The organism is Pseudomonas putida (assembly GCF_001941965.1).
Taxonomy (GTDB): Bacteria; Pseudomonadota; Gammaproteobacteria; order Pseudomonadales; family Pseudomonadaceae; genus Aquipseudomonas; species Aquipseudomonas putida_L.
In genome coordinates this window covers 36,654-55,565 of record NZ_MKZO01000002.1, presented here as the reverse complement: position 1 = coordinate 55,565, position 18,912 = coordinate 36,654, and the positions used below count along the sequence as shown (strand labels likewise).

The window sequence follows — 18,912 nt, the reverse complement described above, 5'->3', positions numbered from 1 at the left end:
AACCATATAGCGGATGGGGAATTGTATCCAGTCAGATGCCGCGGATCAGACGCTCCCGCAGCGAATTTTCATCTTGCGGATCGACCTCCGGCCACAGCTGTACCGTCCCTGCCACCAGCGCCCCCACCGGCAAGCCGTCCCGATACAGCAACCGATTCCCCGCCAGCGCCGGCACCTTGCTACCTGGCAGAAGGCTGCCACTGAGGTTCAGCGGATCGCTGCCGCTGACCACGATCAGGCTGCCATCCAATGGCCGCCGGCGAACCCCGCGTAACACGGCGATGGCTTCCGGCAGGGCGAACTGCTCCCCGGCCAGCCCGCTGACGAAACGACCGCCACGGATTTCGCCCCGTGCTTCAAGACGATGGAAGGTGCGCAGCAATTCCCGCCAGCTCGGCAACCAGTCAGCCTCGCGTTCCAGCAGGCGCCAGAACACCACGCCATAGCGGCGCAGCAGGACCCGGGGGATATGTTCGTGGCTGTCCTCGCGGTCGGCGCTGCCCCGGCGCAGCAAGGCCCAGCGCCCGGCATCGTCCATGCCGCCGAACAGCGGCCCGCGTCCGCGCCGGCTGCTGTGGGCCTGACGCTTGCTCGCCGGGGTGATCAATGCGCGCAAGCCGGCGAAGCTGTCGGCGCTGACCAGCCCGGCGGCGACCAGCTCCTGCAGGGCGTTTTCCAGTTCGGTGGGCAGCAGCCGGGCCTCGTCGCGCAGCTCGTCGTAGAACAGCGCGCCATGCTCGCTCAGCGCGGCATGAACCTTCTGCGCACGAGGCGACAGCGCTTCGATAGCGAACGGTTGCCCGAGCCCTTGCCACAATCCGAGCCGGCTACGGGGCAGCAGCACCAGTGGCGTGCTGCGCAAGGTATTGGCCGCCGCCTTGGCCGAAGGGCCGAGCCGGGCCCAGGCAAACTTGCCGGCACGACAGGCCTCATCAAGCCAGCGCGGGCTGTAGTCGCTCAGGCGTGCCGGCAGCAGATCGCTTTCCCAGGCCCCGGCAGCAGCGGCGTAGCCTTCGAACTGCTCCAGCACTTCGCCCAGCGCGGCATTGCCTTGCAGGCGCCCAGCGCTGGAAAGGTGCTGCCAGTCGAAGAGAAAACGCATGAAATCCTGAAGGCTGACCGGCTCTATTTCCCGGCGCAGGCGCTTGATGGTGTAGCGGTGGATGCGCGCCAGCAGATGCCGTTCGCACCATTGCTCCAGCGGCTGGTCCGGGTGGAACTGCCCACGCAACACATAGCCTTCGCTTTCGAGTCGGGCCAGCGCCTGGTTCACGGCGGACAGCGGCAGGAGCAGCGGCGCGGCGATCTGCTCCGGCGTCAGCGGGCCGAAACCACTGAGGCGGGCACGGACCAGTTCCAGCACGGCGCTGTCTTCGTCGATCGCCTCATCGAAACCCGGCAGCAGGTCCAGCGGCGGTTCGACAATGGATTCGGGATAGACCGCCAGCAGCAGGTTCAGCCGCTCCCGTGCCAGCCACAGTCCGTTGACCCGACAGGCACGTCCAGCCTTGGCCAGCGCTTGCAGCCATTCTTCCCAACCGGGATTGGCCGTCACTTCGTCGGCACTGATGGCCGCCAGGGTCATCAGCGCTTCATGCATCTCGTCGCTGCGATTCGGCGTCGGCCAGGCTTCGGCGGCCACGGCGGCAATCGCATCGCGGTCCAGCGCTCCCAATTCATCGCCACTCTGCGGCTCGCTCCAGCGTCGGTTGAGCACGGCCTGGGTACGCCGTTCTTCCAGCGGCGCATCGTCGAGAAAGGCATAGGGCCGGGCATTGAGAATCGCCGCAGCAAGCGGCGAGGGTGCCGGCAGGTCGCGGCAGATCAGGCGGATATCGCCGCTTTCGATGCGCCGCAACAGCGCCAGCCAGCCCTCGGCGTCCATGGCTTCGTGCAGGCAGTCGTCGAGGGTCTGTTCCACCAGCGGGTGATCCGGCACCTCGCGTTCGCCGACGATATTTTCCAGGCAGGCCAACTGGTCCGGGAATACCGCCGCCGTCAGGTCTTCGCTGCGCATGCGCTGGATCTGCGGGGCGATGCGCTTGCCGCCGGCAAAGCGCGGCAGGGCCAGGGCGACCCCGGCGTTCCAGCGCCAGCGCACGCCGAACAGCGGCGCATCGAGCACCGCCTGGATCAGGATGTGCTCGGCGCTGGCACTGGGCAGGTAGCGCCAGACTTCTTCCAGGGGAAAGCTGTGTCCGGCCGACAGCGACAGGATGATCGCGTCCTCGCTGGCCGCCGCCTGCAATTCGAAGTTGAAGGTGCGGCAGAAGCGCTTGCGCAGGGCCAGGCCCCAGGCGCGGTTGATGCGGCTGCCGAAGGGCGAATGGATGATCAACTGGGTGCCGCCGGACTCGTCGAAGAAACGCTCCATCACCAGGGTGTCCTGGGACGGCAGGGCGCCCAGGACCTGGCGGGTGCGGCCAAGGTAATCCAGCAGCTGTTCGGCGCTGTCCGGACCGAGTCCGAGGGTCGCAGCGAGCCAGTCCAGCAGCGGCTGTTCGCGACCCTCGCTGTGTTGCAGACGCTGGTCGATCTCCGCCTGCAAGCGGGCCACGGCACGGGACAGATCATCGCTGCGCCCCGGCGCTTCACCGAGCCAGAACGGGATATTCGGTGGCAGGCCCCGGGCATCCTCGACCCGCACCTTGCCCGGCTCGACCCGCAGGATGCGGTACGAGGCATTGCCGAGCTGGAAGATATCCCCGGCGATGCTCTCGACGGCGAAGTCCTCGTTGACGCTGCCGATGGTCAGCGCCTGGGGCTCCAGGAGCACGGCGTAGTCGGCGTTGTCGGGGATGGTCCCGCCGCTGGTCAGGGCGGTCAGCTGGCTGCCGCGGCGACCACGTAGCTCGCCACTCACTGCATCACGATGCAGGTAGGCGCCACGCACACCCTGGCGCCCGCTGTAGCCCTCGGCGAGCATGCGCAGCAGGGCGAAATAGTGTTTGTCATCGAGCCCGGCGTAGGGCTGGGCGCGGCGGAAGCAGTCGAGCAGCGCCTGCTCCGGCCAGGGCTGGCAACTGACTTCGGCGATGATCTGCTGGGCCAGCACATCCAGCGGCGCACGGGGAATCACCACCTCGTCCAGCTCGCCGCGGCGCACGCAGTCGAGCAGGGCGACGCACTCGATAAGGTCATCGCGGCTGGTGGCGAACAGGCGGCCCTTGGGCGTGCCCTCGACCTGGTGTCCGGAACGCCCGACCCTTTGCAGGAAGGCGGCGATGGAGCCCGGCGAGGCGATCTGGCAGACCAGTTCCACGTCGCCGATATCGATACCCAGCTCCAGCGAGGCGGTGGCCACCAGCACCTGCAACTCGCCGCGCTTGAGGCGTTGTTCGGCGTCCAGGCGGGCTTCCTTGGCCAGGCTGCCATGGTGCGCGGCCACGGCTTCGCGGCCGAGGCGATCGCTCAGGTGCCGGGCCAGGCGCTCGGCCAGGCGCCGGGTATTGACGAAGACCAGGGTGGTGCGGTGCTCGCGGGCGAGCACGGCGAGGCGGTCGTAGACGCTGTCCCAGACATCGTTGGCCATCACGGCGCCCAGTGGCTGCGGCGGCACTTCGATGCCCAGGTCGCGTTGGCGGGCGTGACCGATATCGACAATGGCGCAGGTGCGCTCGGCGCCGACCAGGAACTGCGCCACCCGTTCCACCGGACGCTGCGTCGCTGACAGGCCGATGCGCCGCAGCGGGCGCTCGCACAGCGCTTCGAGGCGTTCCAGGGTCAGGCTCAGGTGGCTGCCGCGCTTGGCGCCGGCGATGGCATGGATTTCGTCGACGATCACCGTGTGCACGGTATTCAGGCCCTTGCGCCCGGATTCCGAACCGAGCAGCACATACAGCGATTCCGGGGTGGTCACCAGGATATGCGGCGCTTGCCGGCGCATCGCCGTGCGCTCTTTCTGCGGCGTGTCGCCGGTGCGCACGGCGGTGCGGATGCGCGGCACCGGCAGGCCCGCGCGTTCCAGCTCGGCGCTGATCCCGGCCAGCGGGTTCTGCAGGTTGATCTGGATGTCGTTGGACAGCGCCTTGAGCGGCGAGACGTAGACCACCCGGGTTTCGTCCGGCAACTGGCCGTCGTGCTCCAGGCCCTGTTCGAACAATTCGTCGAGCACGGCGAGAAAGGCGGTGAGGGTCTTGCCGGAGCCGGTGGGCGCCGCCACCAGCAGCGACTGACCGGCGTGGATCAGCGGCCAGGCGCGGGCCTGGGCGGCGGTGACCGTGGCGAAGCTGCGACGGAACCAGGCGCGCACCGCCGGGTGAAAGGCGTCCAGTACCGGATGGTCGAGGGCGGGAAGATTCATCCTCTGGTTATGCGGCCTTTGTCGAAGGCTTGCAAGAGGCCACTGGTCAGCTGTAGTGCGGGCGTGGGATCCTTGCCCGTCTTTTTTTTCGCTGTGAGCTGTCGCCATGAGCAAGACCATCCGTATCGCTGCCGCCCTGTTGATCGACCCGCGCGGACAGACCCTGCTGGTACGCAAGCGCGGCACCCTGGCGTTCATGCAGCCGGGGGGCAAGATCGAGGCGGACGAAGCGCCGGTCAAGGCGCTGGCGCGGGAGCTGTTCGAGGAGCTGGGGTTGCGCATCGATGAGGCGCAGGCCAGTTATCTCGGCAACTTCAGCGCACCGGCCGCGAACGAGCCGGGGTTCGAGGTGGTGTGCGAGCTGTTTCGGGTGGAGACGGCGGGGGAGGTCAAGCCTGCTGCCGAGATCGAAGAGGCGGTGTGGGTGGATGGTGTGAGTGCCGGGGAACTGGAGCTGGCGCCGTTGACCCGGGATTTGATTCTGCCGCTATATCGTGGTGACTGAACCACCATCGCTGGCAAGCCAGCTCCCACAAGGTTCAGCGGCGCCGCGGACACTGTGGGAGCTGGCTTGCCAGCGATGAGGCCCTGAAGAACAACAAAGAACCCACTGCAAAGGAGTGCTCTCGATGATCCCCCTCAACGACTGGCTGCTGTTCACCGGCGCCGCCCTGCTCATGGTCCTGACCCCGGGACCGAACATGATCTACCTGATCTCCCGCTCCATCTGCCAGGGCCGCATGGCCGGGGTGACCTCGTTGCTCGGTGTGGTCGCCGGCTTCCTGATCCATATGACCGCCGCCGCCATCGGCCTGACCGCGCTGTTCATGGCCGTGCCGCTGGGCTACGACATCCTGCGCTGGGCCGGTGCCGCCTACCTGTTGTGGATGGCCTGGCAGGCCGTGAAACCCGGTGCCCGTTCGCCCTTCGAGCCGCGCGAGCTGGTCCCGGACTCGCCGCGCAAGCTGGTGCTGATGGGCTTTCTCACCAGCCTGCTGAATCCCAAGGTGGCGATGTTCTACCTGTCGATCCTGCCGCAGTTCATCACCCCGGAGCACGGCTCGGTGCTGGCCCAGAGCCTGATCCTTGGCTTTACCCAGATCAGCGTGAGCTTCACCTTCAACCTGCTGATCGCGCTGTTCGCCGCCGGCATTTCCGCCTGGTTCATGCGCTATCCGCTGTGGCTGATGCTGCAACGCTATGTGATGGGCTTTGTCCTCGCCGCCCTGGCGCTGCGCCTGGTGCAGGAGCAGCGCAAGCTGGCTTGATCCGGAGCTTCAAGCGCCAAGCTGCAAGCGGCAAGTAATCTGCGTTTGGCTTGCAGCTTTACCTCACCGCACTGACACCATCGAGCGTGGAGAATGAGGTGTCCTTGGCAGTTAGCAGGAAATCGCGCATGTACGGCGCATCGAGCATATCGGTGCGCACCGCCGCATAGAGCGTGGCGAACAGGCCTTTCTCCCCCAGGCGCTTGGCCTTCACATAGCCCCGCGAGCTGTACTCGTGCAGCGCCCAGTGCGGCATGCCGCACACGCCACGGCCGCTGGCCACCAGCTGCATCATCATCACCGACAGCTCCGAGGTGCGCACCTGCGCCGGTTCGATATCGGCCGGCTCCAGGAAGCGGGTGAAGATATCCAGGCGATCACGCTCCACCGGGTAGGTGATCAGGGTTTCCCGGGCCAGGTCCTCCGGTACCACGTAGGGCTTGCTGGCCAGCGCGTGCTGGTTGGCCACGGCAAGCATGGCCTCGTAGGTGAACAGCGGCACATAGGTGATCCCGGCCAGGTCCAGCGGGTCGGAGGTCACTACCAGGTCGAGGTCGCCCCGGGCCAAGGCCGGCAGCGGCGCGAAGGCGAAGCCCGAGGCGAGGTCCAGCTCGACTTCCGGCCAGGCATCGCGGAACTGGTCGATGGTCGGCATCAGCCACTGGAAGCAGCTGTGGCATTCGATCGCCATGTGCAGGCGCCCGGCGGTACCACCGGCGAGGCGGGCGATATCCCGTTCGGCACCGCGCAGCAGCGGCAGGGTGGCGTCGGCCAGTTGCAGCAGGCGCAGGCCGGCGCTAGTGAAGCGAATCGGCTTGGTCTTGCGCACGAATAACTGCATGCCCAGACGTTCTTCCAGCTCCTTGAACTGGTGCGACAGCGCCGATTGGGTCAGGTGCAGGCGCTCGGCGGCCTCCACCAGGCTGTCGGCTTCGCGCAGGGCGTGCAGGGTTTTCAGATGGCGGATTTCCAGCACCCGGCATTCTCCATGAGGAATTTTTGAGGAAAACGGAATGGCGGTGAGTTTGTCTCATGCAGCGCCGGCTGTCGACCGGCGCTGCCCGAACGGTTATTGCGAGGCCGGCAGGCGGAACAGCTCGGCGAAGTGCTTTTTCGCCATCGGCCGGCCGATATCACCGCGCCAGATGCGCTCGGCGCCCTCGCCCTGGGCCAGTTGCCATTGCAGGCCGAGGCGGCGCTGCTCGGCGGTCTTCAGGTGGGCCTTGGTGAAACGCTCGAAGCCCGGGCTCTGCGACGGGTAGTGGAAATGCGCGTACCACAGGCTGTAGGGCTGGCCCCGGGTCAGGTCGCGGACCTCGTATTCGAGGAGGTAATCCGCTTGCCCTTCGATGCGCTTGGGCAGTTTGCCCAGGGTGCCGATCTTGCGGATATCCACGGCCTTGTGCTCGATGAGGTAATCGAGCATGCCCTCGTTGGGCGTCTTGCTCGCCAGTGACTGGCGGATGCGCAGGGTCCGTCCGCTGGCGACCAGTTCGTCGGCCGTGTGCCGCAGGGTGGCGATCAGCTCGGCCTGGGGGTTCTGTTCGGCGATACGCTCGGCGCGGACCCGCAGTTCGCCCGCCTCGCTGAGCAGCAGATGCTCCAGGTCGCGCGGCAGCATGTCGCTGCGGGCGTAGCTGTCGACCTTGTCCCGGTAGGCCGGCAGCTTGTCCAGGCGTTCGCGGGCTTCGCGCAGCAGGCGGTGGATGTCCACCGGTGTTCCCGGCTTCGAACTGCCCGGCTCGTCAAGCCGGCGCCAGCGCCCGGCACTGCCAGGGACATAAACCTCGGTGCGGTCATTGACCCGGTTGATGGTGATGCGCCGTTGCGGTCCGCCGGCATCTTCCTCAATGCCGATGAAGAACTGGTGGTCCTCGGTCTCGAACAGTTTACGCGCCACCGATGGACCGCGTCCGGGCACCGCGGCCGGTTTCGCGGCGGGCTCGGGAATCTTCTGTTTCCAGCGCTCGGCCAGTTCGCTGATCGATTGCAGGTGCTCCAGCAGCGGCTCGACGAAGTCATGGTCGAAGCAGTGTGCGTAGCTGGTGGACCAGGCCCGCAGGTTGTAGCCGTAGCGCTCGAAGGTGTCGATGCAGGCTTCCAGCATGCGCTTGCGCTGGTCGCCGCTGCTGCGGACTTCCGGCAGGTGGAACAGGTTGTTGAGGCTGCGGTCGACTTCGGTCCGCGCCTGGGCCACCGGAATCTGCAGGTAGAACCAGGATTCGTCGGTGGCGGTTTCGTAGCGGTTGATCACTTCCAGGTAGTTGCGCACCTTGAGGATGTCGCAGGTGGCCTGGTTGAAGTTGCGCCGTGCGTAGCTGATGTCGGCGGCGACCTTGGCTTTCTGCGTGGCGTTGGTGATGCGCTTGCTCCACAGCTCGATGGCGTGGGTGTAGTTGGCCACCGCCTGCAGCTTGCCGATCAACTGGACCCGCAGGACCTTGCGCCGCTTCATGATCTCGAGATGGCGGGCGACGTCGGTGGCCGGGGTGTTGCGGGTCTGGTCGACCAGCTTGTCGACCTGGTCGAGGATTTCCGTGGCGCTGCGCTTGACCCCGTTGAGCTCGTTGGCCATGCGGTTGACCTGCAGCCAGGCGACCCGGCTCATCAGGTCGCGGGCGCGGGTACGGTTGTTGCCGGCGCTGAGTTGCGCCAGTTCCTCCAGTTCGGGGTAGACCTTGTCGGCGATCTGCCGCTCCCAGGCGTACTGGTTGGCCAGCTTTTCCGCCTGGCGGTAGCGCTGGCCATCGTCGGTCATGCGGTTGAACAGGCGCTGCTCCTCGCCGGTGCTCAGGTTCAGCCGGTGCAGTTCGCGCAACTGGTAGTCGGTGCTGTGTTGCAGGGCCCGCAGGCGGCGCAGGCCGGGATCGACCCACCAGCGCGGCAGGCGCTCGCGGATCACCGCCGGCCACAGTGGGTCGAGGCCGTCGGCGATCACCCCGATGACGTTGCCGCCGCCGCTGACCGGGCTGATCACGTTGACGCCGTAGAGCGCGCCATGGGTGTCCCACTGGCCGCTGTCGTCGCGGGCGATCGGTTGCGGGTAGCGTTTCGCCGGGGTGCCGGCCAGGCGCCAGGTATGCCGGGCCTGGTCGAAGGTCACCTGGTACGGGCGGCCATGATTGACGATGAAATTGCCCTGGGCGTGCCGGTAGATACCGTCGTTGTCCGGGAGGATGCCGGCCAGGGACAGTTCGTCGGCGTATTCGTAGCCGCTGAAACGCTGGACTGCCGTGCGTCCGGCGATACGCCGGGCGGGCAGGCGGGCCAGGCCGTTCAGCGTGCGCTGGCGGGTGATCCGGCGCAGCACTGCCGGATCGATACTGAACCCCGGCAGCAGGTCCATCACGCCGTCGAGCAGGCTCATCAAGACCCACTCGAGCTGTTGCAGTGCCTCGCCGCTGTCGCCGCGCTGAAACGCCGCGGCCGCCTGGTTGGCCGCCAGCCAGCCATCGAAGGCCGCCACCAGGGTGCCGACGAAGGGCACCGCGCCGAGGGCCATCCTGATGTAGTTGAAGACCATGCCGCTTTCCAGGGCGTAGCGCTCCATGAACAGGTCGTGGCGCGAGCGCGAGGTGGAGCGGTGGGCGACGATCAACCGGCCCTTGTGCGCATCGCACAGGTGCGCAGCCAGCCCGGTGCCCGTTGGCCAGGCCAGGCCGATGGCGATGAAGCCGTCGAACTGGCGGACACAGGCCGCATTGATCCGGCTGACATGGGCGGCGACCTCGCCCTCCAGGGCGCGGCCGGCCAGGTACTCGGCCATGCTTGCGTCGAAGCACAGGCGGAACAGCGCCTTGCGCGCGCTTTCCAGGCTGTCGAACTGGCGCAGGAACTGGCCGTCGGGGCTGTCCGGGAGGTAGAGCAGGGTGGTGTCGGCAGCGTGGATCAGGGTGACACCGGAAAGCCCGCTGGCGTGGCCTTCGGTGTCCTCACCGCCGCTGGCCAGGAGCACCGGCAGGAGGCTGGCGTGGTGGTTGCCCTGGTCGATGGCGGCATCCAGCAACGCCTTGCCCTGTGCGTCGATCCGCTGCTGGCGCAGGGCCGCTTCGCCCTGGATGCGCAACATCAGGCGCAGCGGGTCGAGCAGGCATTCTTCGCGATGCTCGGCGGCGAAGGTGGCTTCGTTGCCGGTGCCCATGAAGGCGCCGAGGATTTTCTGCTCATAACGCTGGGCCACGTCCAGATCGCTGACCATGGCGCCCAGCCAGTCTTGGGTGATGCCGGCCAGGACCCGGGCCTGCTCGGCGCTGTCACCGCCGCTGACCAGCACCTGCATGAAGTGCAGGCGCTGCTGCATGGGCAGGTCGATGTTCTGCAGCGCCAGATCCTCGAGGCTCAGACGACTGCGCGCGCTGCTCGGCACCGTGATCAGCTTGACCGGTGTCCCCGGCGCGCCCGAGCCAGGGACAGGGTCGCGGCCGTAGGTGACGCTGTCCGGCAGGTCGAGTTGCACCTGTACGTCGCGGCTCAGGTCGAAGGCCTGGCGCAGGCGTCCGGCGACCTGGTGGCGGGCGAATTCGCCGCGCAACGGCAGGGCGGCGGCCAGGTAGCTGCGCGAGCGGTGCACGGCGCCGAGATAGTCCTCGATCAGGCCCTTGAAGGCTTGGCGCTCGCTGGCGCCGAGCCGGTGCAACCAGGCCGGGGCCTGGCGGGAGAGGATCAGGCTGCGCTGTTGTTCGAGCAGATGCTGGCGCGCGCTATCGCGAGCGGCATGGGCCGGTACCCGCAGTGTGTCGAGGGCGTCCTCGCGCAAGGCGTGCAGGCCCGCTTCAAGAGATGCACCGCTGCTGATGGCCTGCAACTCGCGCAGGGCGGCTTCATATTTTGATAGCTGCCGGGCGAGGCTGTGGTCGAAGGCATCTTCGGCCAGGGGCAGGACGCCGAGGCTGTTGGTGCCAGGCGCCAGCTTGAAGAACTCCCGCTCCAGAGCCTGGCGCGAGGCGAAGCCTTGCAGACCGCCGCCAGCGCCCGGCCAGCAAAGCAACACCGGCTGGGCGGCGGACAACTGGCCCTGGTCATCGCTGTGGCCGAGCAGCAGCACGCCCTCCAGCTCATGCACGCCGAGCTGGTCGTGGCGTTGCAGGTAGAGCGTGGCGGCAATCACCGGGTCCAGGCGTTGTGCGGCTTGCGGGGCCAGCAGTACGGCGTCGAGCAGGGCGCGGTGGGGGTTGTCCAGCAAGCCCAGCGCCTGCTGGATATCCGCCTCCGCGCGCAGGCCGGTGATCCGCGCCTGTTTCAGTGCCTGGTAATGCTCGCTGGTGCGGTCGGGGACGGTTGCGGCGAGCAAGGCCGAGGCGGCGGCGAAGCTGGCGGCTTCCGTGCCGTCGAGGGTATCGAGGGTGTCGAGCAGGCTGGCCGGCAGTTGTCCGGCGTTGGCCTCGGCCAGGGTTTCGAAGGCGGCGAGCTGTTGCTCGACCTTGGCCACCCGGGCGCTGAAGGGCAGGTCGTGATAGAGGCTGCCGAAGCTGTCGGCGCTGCGCGGGGCTTCGTCGTCGAGCAGGGGGATGGCCGGGGCCTCGGCCAGCAAGGGCGTGCTGCAGCGCCAGTGATCGAAGGCAAGGGCGGCCTCTGCCGTGTCGGCGTCGAGGCGCCGGATGCGCACGGCACCGAGCAGGCGCTTGAAGGCGCTGTCCAGCGGCGCGGCAACGCTTTCGTGGTCGATGCCGACGCAGCCGTCGAGCAGGTCCTGGCGGTCCAGCAGGTATTGCTCCAGCGCCGTGTGGTTGTCGAACGCCTGCAACGCCGGGCTATGGCCCGGCAGGTAGAGCAGGTGTCCGGCGATCACCAGTGCGCCGGGCAGGGAGCGCTGGCTGCCAGAAGCCAGGCGGCCGTGGGGGATGCTGGCCTGGCGGGTGTGGTGCAGGTCTGGCAGGTGTTCGCTGTTCACCCGGCCCTCGGCGAAGGCAAGGGCGCAGGCCGCCTGGTAATGCCGGCGAAAATGGCCGGCGGCGTCGGTGTGGCGGGCGACGGCGGTATGGCGCGCGCGGCCGTTCCACCAGGCCTGCCACTGATGGTCGCGTTCGTCGCGGGTTTGCCCGATATCGATGGCCGGGGCGTCGCGCAGCAGCTCGAACAGGCGCTGGCGGCTTTGCTGCAAGGCGCGGGTGGCAGCGAGGAACAGGTTTTCGTCGAGGTGGCGGGGGCTATCGAGGTGGCGGGTGAGGTCGAAATCGACCACGTCCGTCAGGGGGTGGTCCGGGGTGTCGAGCATGGGGGCTTGTCCTTGAGAGTGGGCCGGGAAAGGCGGATTTCAGGGCAAGCCATCAGGGGCAGGGCGGTAGTTATGTGTTGTTCTTCCCGGCCCTATCGCTGGCAAGCCAGCTCCCACAGGGTTTTGCGGCGCCTGCGGTCCCTGTGGGAGCTGGCTTGCCAGCGATAGGGCCCGCAATGGCAACACAAGGCCACTCGGCAGGGTTCATGAAATTGTCACCGAACTGTGGCAGCGCGCTGGCACAAACATCATCACACTCGCGCTCTACTGGGGATTTCGTTTTCGGTGTTTCTTCCATGCGGGTTTATTTATTTCTTCTGGCGCTGTTATGCGCCTGTTCTTCGTGGGCCGCGCCGCGCTGCGATGTGCACGCGCCGGTCCAGCAGGCTCAACTGCAACAGGTCAGCCTCGCCTACCAAAGCGTCGGCCGCGCCAGCGATCCGGCCCTGCTGCTGGTCATGGGCCTGGGCGGGCAACTGATCCACTGGCCCGACGAGGTGGTCGAGGCGTTGTGCAACCAGGGCTTCCGGGTGATCCGCTACGACAACCGCGATGTCGGCCTGTCGCACTGGAACCAGCCGCCCGCCGACGCCAGCCTGACCTACGAGCTGGTGCGCTATCGCCTGGGCTTGTCGGTGAATGCGCCCTATACCCTTGAAGACATGGCCGAGGACGGCCTGGAACTGATGCAGTACCTGGGCGCCGAACGCTTCCACGTACTGGGCGTGAGCATGGGCGGGATGATCGCCCAGCATGTCGCCGCCATGGCGCCTGACAGGGTCGAGAGCCTGACCCTGATCATGTCCAGCTCCGGCGCCCAGGGCCTGCCGGCCCCGAGCCCGGCGCTGATCCGCCAGTTGGCCCAGCGCAGTGCGCCGAACCGCGAGGTGGCCATCGAGCAGCAGGCCGACCTGCTGGCCGCGCTGGGCAGCCCGCAGGTGAAGGATGATCGTCAGGTGCTGTTGCATCAGGCGGCGCTGTCCTATGACCGCGCCTTCAATCCGGACGGGGTGAAGCGCCAGATCATGGCGATCCTCGCCGAGCCGAGTCGGGTCGAGCTGCTCAATCGCCTGCGGGTGCCGACCCTGGTGGTCCACGGCACCGCCGACCCGCTGTTGCCGGTGATGCATGGTGTGCACCTGGCGGCGCATATCCAGGGCAGCCAACTGGCCCTGATTCCCGGCCTGGCCCATCGTTTCCAGGAGCCGTTCAAGGCGGCGCTGCTGGCCGCGGTGCTGCCGTACCTGCAATCACACCGGGCCGACGATATCCGTCATATCGCCCAGCGTTAGTGCAGGCGCACCCAAACGCTGACGAGAATGCCTGCCGCGACCAGCCAGGCCAGCGCCGCCAGGGCCAGCGAGGCTTCCAGGCGCAGGCGATCCACGAGGAAATACAGCGCGGCGAGATAGACGAAGTACGGAATGATCGACCACATGCCGAAGACGATGGTGGTCTTCAGATCGTCCAGCGAACGGCCCTTGCCGACGATGTAGTGGGCGATCAGGGCGAAGGTGGGAAACAGCGGCACCAGCCCGGCGATGTAGTAGTTGCGGGTCTTGGCCAGCATGGCGAGGATCACCACCACCGCAGCGCCGAGACAGGCCTTGAGTATCAGGTCCATTCGCTTCGTCCTCAGCCCAGTCCGTACTTTTTGACTTTGTCGAACAGGGTGGTCTTGGCCATGCCCAGCTCCTGGCTGGCCTGGCTGAGATTGCCCCCGGTGCGTTGCAGCGCGTCGCTCAGCAGGTTGCGCTCGAAGGCTTCCACCGCCTCGGCGAAACCCACCCCCTGCGAGGTGGCGGCGCCGGCCTTCTTGAACGCCGGCAGGCCGAGGGCGAAGCGCTCGGCGACGTTGCGCAGCTCGCGCACGTTGCCCGGCCAGTCGTGGCTCATCAGACGTGACAGGGTCTGGCTGTCCAGTTGCGGCGCCTCGCGGTCGAAGCGCAGCGAGGATTGCTGGAGGAAGTGCTCGAACAACTGCAGGATGTCTTCGCGGCGCTCGCGCAGCGGCGGCAGTTCCAGGGTCACCACGTTGAGCCGGTAGTACAGGTCGCTGCGGAACTGGCCACTCTGGCCCAGGGCTTCCAGGTCCGACTTGGTCGCCGCGATCACCCGGCAGTCCACCGGAATGCTCTGGTTCGAACCGAGGCGCTCCAGGGTGCGTTCCTGCAGGACCCGCAGCAGTTTGATCTGCAGGTTGATCGGCATGGTCTCGATCTCGTCGAGGAACAGCGTGCCGCCATTGGCGTGCTCGATCTTGCCGATGCGTCGCTTGCCCGCACCGGTAAAGGCGTTGGCCTCATGGCCGAAGATCTCGCTCTCGAACAGGTTCTCAGGCATCCCGCCGCAGTTGAGGGCGACGAAGGGCTGGCCCTGGCGGCGGCTGAAGTCGTGCAGGCAACGGGCGACCAGCTCCTTGCCGGTGCCGGTCTCGCCTTCGATCAGCACGTTGGCCGAGGTGTCGGCGACATTGGCGATCAGCTCGCGCAGGTTCTGCATGGCCGGCGAGCGTCCGATGATCCGGCCTTCCAGGGTACTGCGCTCGGCCAGTTGGCGGCGCAGGGCGAAGACTTCCCGGGCCAGGCCACGTTGTTCCAGGGCGCGGCGCACCACGTCGACCAGGCGCTCCGGCGAGAAGGGCTTTTCCATGAAGTCGTAGGCGCCGTTGCGCATGGCGCCCACCGCCATGTCGATATCGCCGTGGCCGGTGATCAGCACCACCGGCAGGCTGCTGTCGCGGGCCTTGAGCCGGGTCAGCAGTTCCAGGCCATCGATGCCGGGCAGGCGGATGTCGCTGACGACGATCCCGGCGAAATCGTCGCCGATCCGCTCCAGGGCCTGTTCGGCGCTGCCCACGCCTTCGCTGACGATATCTTCCAGGGCCAGCGCCTGCTGGCAGCCGAGCAGCACATGCGGGTCGTCTTCGACGATCAAAACGGTCAGGGGCGATGTGTTCATAAGGACTCGGCGGGTTCAGTGGGCGCGGGGAGCAGCGGCAGGCTGAGGACGAACGCGGTGCCGCCGCTGGCGGGGTGCTCGACGTTCAGGCTGCCACCGGCGGCGGCGGCGAGGCTGGCGGACAGGGTCAGGCCGAGGCCCAGGCCGTGCTCGCCGGGTTTGGTGGTGAAGAAGGGTTCGAACAGGTGCTTGCGCGCCTCGTCATCGATGCCGTGGCCGTTGTCGCGTACGCGCAGGCGGTATTTGCCGTCCTGCACCTCGCCTTCCAGCCACAGCTCCGGCAGCGGCACCGCGGCCATGGCGTCGAGGGCGTTGCCGATCAGGTTGACGAGGATCTGCTCCAGGCGGGTCTGGTCGATCTTCAGTTGTTGCTCGCTGTAATTGCTGTGCAGCTTCAGGTGGCAGCCTTCGATACGCGCGGCGAGCACCTGCAGGGTGGCGTCCACCGCCTTGGCCAGCGAGGCCTGGCCGCGGTCGTCGCCGCGCCGGGCGAAGGAGCGCAGGCTGGCGGTGATGCGGCCCATGCGGTCGATCAGGTCGTTCATGGTCAGCAGGTTGGCGCTGGCGATTTCCAGGGAGCCGCGCTGGAGGAAGCGCACGGTATTGCCGGACAGGGTGCGCAGCGCCGCCAGCGGCTGGTTCAGCTCGTGGGCAATGCTGGTGGACATCTGTCCGATGGCCGCCAGTTTGCCGGCCTGGACCAGTTCGTCCTGGGCATGGCGCAGGGTTTCCTCGGCCTGGCGGCGTTCGCGGATCTGCGCCTTGAGGCGGTCGTTGCTGGCGCGCAGGTCGGCGGTGCGTTCGGCGATCTTGCGTTCCAGCTGGTTGTTGGCTTCTTCCAGGGCTTCCCGGGCCGCCAGGCGAGTGGCGATCACCTTGCGCCGCTCGTTCCAGGCGATGGCGAGGATGGTCAGCAGGGCGAAGGCGATGGCAACCAGTACGCCCTGGATGATCGATTCGCGGCGCAGGTCCTGCAGCGGGGTCAGCAGGGTGAAGTGCCAGGGGGTATCGGCAAGACGGCGGGTCTGGGCCAGGTAGGACACCTCATGGGTACCGTCCTCCAGGCGGGCGTTGGCCGGGAAGGTCAGCTTCTCCTGGTCGTCGCCGAGTTTTTCCCGGGCCAGCGGTTGCAGCTCGTTGAGGGAGAACCAGTAGTACTGCAGGCTGCGGGCCAGGCGTTCTTTCACTTCCGCGGTCAGCGGGCGTACCGACTTCAGGCGCCGGGCCGGATCGCTGGACAGGATGATGATGCCGTTCTCGTCGGTGACGAAGGCTTCCAGGCGCGCGCGCTGCCAGCGTTCTTCAAGGGCTTCGAGGCGCACCTTGATCACTGCGACGCCGATGATCTTGCCGTGTTCTTCCAGACCGTGGGCGAGGAAGTAGCCGGGTTCGCCGGTGGTGCTGCCGATACCGTAGAAACGCCCCGGCTGGCCGCGCACGGCGTCCTGGAAATAGGCACGGAAGGACAGGTCTTCACCGAGGAAGCTGTCGACGTCGCGCCAGTTGCTGGTGGCCTGGACCCGGCCCGTGGTGTCGAGGACGAAGATCGCCCGGCTGCGGCTGCGGCGGTTCAGGCCCTCGAGGTATTCGTTGACCGCCTGGCGGTGTTCGCCGTCGGGTTCGGTGAGCAGCTTCGACACGCTGTCTTCCAGCTCCAGCAGGCTGGGCAGGTAGGTGTACTTGCTGATTTCGCTTTCGACCGTGCGCGCGTGCAGCTCGAGCTGGCGCTCGCCGTTGTCGCTCAAGGTGCGGATGCCGTTGTGCTCGCTGACCAGGTAACCGGCGACACCGAGCCCGATCGTCAGCAGCAGGATCAGCGGCGGAATCAGCAGTTGGCGGATGAGACGGGGTTTCACGGCAAGGGCAGGCTTGGCTGGGCGAAAAAGCGTAGGGTCGCATTTCATCACAGAGGCCTTGTAACGACCAGCGCCCCGCGTGTGCGGGGCGCTGTTTGCTTAGTGCTGCAGGATCTTGCTGAGGAAGTGCTGGGTGCGCTCGTGGCGGCCCGACGGATCGCCGAAGAAGTCATCCTTCTGGCAGTCCTCGATGATGTTGCCCTTGTCCATGAAGATCACCCGGTTGGCGACCTTGCGCGCAAAGCCCATTTCGTGGGTCACGCACATCATGGTCATGCCTTCGTGGGCCAGCTCGACCATCACGTCCAGTACTTCGTTGACCATTTCCGGGTCCAGCGCCGAGGTCGGTTCGTCGAAGAGCATGACGATCGGGTCCATGGACAGCGCCCGGGCAATCGCCACGCGCTGTTGCTGGCCGCCGGACAACTGGCCGGGGTGCTTCTTGGCGTGGGCCGAGAGGCCGACGCGGTCGAGCAGGGCCAGGCCCTTCTTGGTCGCTTCCGCTTCGCTGCGGCCGAGCACCTTGCGCTGGGCGATGGTCAGGTTCTCGGTGATGCTCAGGTGCGGGAACAGCTCGAAGTGCTGGAACACCATGCCGACCCGGGAGCGCAGCTTGGGCAGGTTGGTCTTCGGGTCGGCGATCGAGGTGCCGTCGACGATGATGTCGCCCTTCTGGAAGGGTTCCAGGGCGTTGACGCACTTGATCAGGGTCGACTTGCCGGAGCCGGACGGCCCGCAGACCACCACCACTTCACCTTTCTTGACCTCGGTGTTGCAGTCGGTCAGCACCTGGAAGTCGCCGTACCACTTGTTGACGTTCTTGATGGAAATCATACGGTTATCCTTTTCTGCAGACGCTTGACCAGGAAGGAAGCGGAGAAGCTGATGACGAAGTAGACGGCGCCGGCGAACAGCAGGAACTCATGGGAGCGTCCGATGATGTCGCCGTTGGCGCGAGCCGAGTTGAGGAAGTCCACCAGGCCGACGGTGTACACCAGCGAGGTGTCCTGGAACAGGATGATGCTCTGCTGCAGCAGCAGCGGGGTCATCTTGCGGAACGCCTGGGGCAGGATGATCAGGCGCATGGTCTGGCCGTAGGTCATGCCCAGGGCCTGTGCCGCACCCATCTGGCCCTTGGAGATCGACTGCACGCCGGCACGCACGATCTCGCAGAAGTAGGCCGCCTCGAACATCATGAAGGCCACGACGCAGGAGGTGAACGCCCCGATCGGGGTGTCTTCGCCGGTGATCCAGCGCAGCACGAACGGCACTGCCAGGTAGAACCAGGTGATCACCAGCAGCAGCGGGATCGAGCGGAAGTAGTTGACGTAGGCACCGGCCACGTTGGCCAGCAGCTTGCTCGACGACAGGCGCATGAGGGCGAGGATGGTGCCCAGGGCGATACCGCCGACCACGCCCATGACCATCAGTTTCAGGGTCATCAGCATGCCGTCCCACAGGGCGGGCAGGGCCGGGATGATTTCGCTGAAGTCCAGTTCCATCATTTACCTCCCACGGAAATCAGGCCGGGGACCGCGACCTTCTTCTCGACCATGCGCATGAGCAGCATCAGGCCCATGTTCAGGGTGAAGTAGATCAGCGTCGCCAGGGTGAAGGCTTCGAACAGGTTGGCGGAGAACTCGGCGGTCTGCTTGGTCTGCGCGAGCAGTTCCATCAGGCCGATCAGCGAGGCTACCGACGAGTTCTTGAAGACGTTGAGGAATTCCGAGGTGAGCGGCGGAATGATGATCCGGTAGGCCTGGGGCAGCAGGACGTTGCGGTAGATCTGCGACAGGCTGAAGCCCATGGCCCGGGCGGCGGCTTCCTGGCCGCGGGGCAGGGCCTGGATGCCGGTGCGCACCTGTTCGCAGACCCGCGCGGCGGTGAACAGGCCGAGGCAGATGACCACGCTGATCAGGGCCGAGGTGGTCGGGTTGAGGTCCTGCTTGAACCACTCCTGCAGGCCTTCGGGCAGCAGGTCGGGGACCAGGAAGTACCAGATGAACAGCTGCACCAGCAGCGGCACGTTGCGGAAGAGTTCCACGTAGCAGGTGGCGATGCCCGATACCAGGCGGTTCGGCACGGTGCGCATCACGCCGAGCACCGAGCCCAGCAGCAAGGCGATGATCCAGGCGGCGATGGCAATGGCGATGGTCCAGCCCAGGCCGGTGATGTACCAGTCCAGATAGGTTTCGTCGCCCACGCCGGTGGACTTGAAGAATACGCCCCAGTCCCAGTTGTAATTCATCGGGGTCTCCCCTCGGATAGGTTGTTTCACGGGCACCTTCCCGCACCGGGGGCGCGCGCGCC

At 66.7% G+C, this 18,912-nt stretch carries 12 protein-coding genes; 3 read left to right on the top strand and 9 right to left on the bottom strand.

Annotated elements, in window-relative coordinates; genetic code table 11:
- Window positions 1-31: 31 nt before the first annotated feature.
- Window positions 32-4,303, bottom strand: a complete 4,272-nt coding sequence (locus tag PSEMO_RS01095) for a DEAD/DEAH box helicase (protein WP_075801339.1) — start codon at window positions 4,301-4,303, stop codon at window positions 32-34.
- A gap of 106 nt (window positions 4,304-4,409) precedes the next feature.
- Between PSEMO_RS01095 and PSEMO_RS01090 the strand changes: the two genes are divergently transcribed.
- The gene (locus tag PSEMO_RS01090) at window positions 4,410-4,808 is read left to right on the top strand and encodes an NUDIX hydrolase (RefSeq protein ID WP_075801338.1); all 399 of its coding nucleotides are present in this window, start codon (window positions 4,410-4,412) and stop codon (window positions 4,806-4,808) included.
- A gap of 124 nt (window positions 4,809-4,932) precedes the next feature.
- On the top strand, window positions 4,933-5,571 hold the full coding sequence (locus PSEMO_RS01085) for a LysE family translocator (RefSeq protein ID WP_075801337.1): 639 nt from the start codon (window positions 4,933-4,935) through the stop codon (window positions 5,569-5,571).
- Between the two features lie 58 nt (window positions 5,572-5,629).
- Here PSEMO_RS01085 and metR read toward each other — a convergent pair whose 3' ends face one another.
- On the bottom strand, window positions 5,630-6,547 hold the full coding sequence (gene metR / locus PSEMO_RS01080) for a transcriptional regulator MetR (RefSeq protein WP_075801336.1): 918 nt from the start codon (window positions 6,545-6,547) through the stop codon (window positions 5,630-5,632).
- A gap of 93 nt (window positions 6,548-6,640) precedes the next feature.
- Complete coding sequence (locus PSEMO_RS01075) at window positions 6,641-11,785, bottom strand: dermonecrotic toxin domain-containing protein (protein WP_075801335.1); 5,145 nt, start codon at window positions 11,783-11,785, stop codon at window positions 6,641-6,643.
- A gap of 296 nt (window positions 11,786-12,081) precedes the next feature.
- Here PSEMO_RS01075 and PSEMO_RS01070 point away from each other — a divergent pair, with 296 nt between their 5' ends.
- On the top strand, window positions 12,082-13,077 hold the full coding sequence (locus PSEMO_RS01070) for an alpha/beta fold hydrolase (protein WP_075801334.1): 996 nt from the start codon (window positions 12,082-12,084) through the stop codon (window positions 13,075-13,077).
- Here PSEMO_RS01070 and PSEMO_RS01065 read toward each other — a convergent pair.
- Genes PSEMO_RS01065 through PSEMO_RS01040 form a run of 6 tightly spaced genes read right to left on the bottom strand, consistent with a single transcriptional unit; the run spans window position 13,074 to window position 18,850 of the window.
- A complete protein-coding gene (locus PSEMO_RS01065) occupies window positions 13,074-13,400 on the bottom strand; it encodes a GlpM family protein (RefSeq protein WP_178391954.1) in 327 nt (108 codons plus the stop codon). The genes PSEMO_RS01070 and PSEMO_RS01065 overlap by 4 nt on opposite strands.
- A 20-nt stretch (window positions 13,401-13,420) precedes the next feature.
- The gene (locus PSEMO_RS01060) at window positions 13,421-14,746 is read right to left on the bottom strand and encodes a sigma-54-dependent transcriptional regulator (protein ID WP_075801332.1); all 1,326 of its coding nucleotides are present in this window, start codon (window positions 14,744-14,746) and stop codon (window positions 13,421-13,423) included.
- Complete coding sequence (locus PSEMO_RS01055; RefSeq protein WP_075801331.1) at window positions 14,743-16,650, bottom strand: sensor histidine kinase; 1,908 nt, start codon at window positions 16,648-16,650, stop codon at window positions 14,743-14,745. Before PSEMO_RS01055 ends, PSEMO_RS01060 begins: the two co-directional genes overlap by 4 nt.
- Window positions 16,651-16,701: 51 nt before the next feature.
- Entirely contained in the window at window positions 16,702-17,436 is a 735-nt protein-coding gene (locus PSEMO_RS01050; RefSeq protein ID WP_075801330.1) for an amino acid ABC transporter ATP-binding protein, read from the bottom strand.
- On the bottom strand, window positions 17,433-18,104 hold the full coding sequence (locus tag PSEMO_RS01045) for an ABC transporter permease subunit (RefSeq protein WP_075801329.1): 672 nt from the start codon (window positions 18,102-18,104) through the stop codon (window positions 17,433-17,435). Before PSEMO_RS01045 ends, PSEMO_RS01050 begins: the two co-directional genes overlap by 4 nt.
- Window positions 18,104-18,850, bottom strand: coding sequence for an amino acid ABC transporter permease (locus PSEMO_RS01040; protein ID WP_075801328.1), 747 nt, complete (start codon window positions 18,848-18,850; stop codon window positions 18,104-18,106). The genes PSEMO_RS01045 and PSEMO_RS01040 overlap by 1 nt, the downstream gene beginning before the upstream one ends.
- Window positions 18,851-18,912 lie beyond the last annotated feature (62 nt).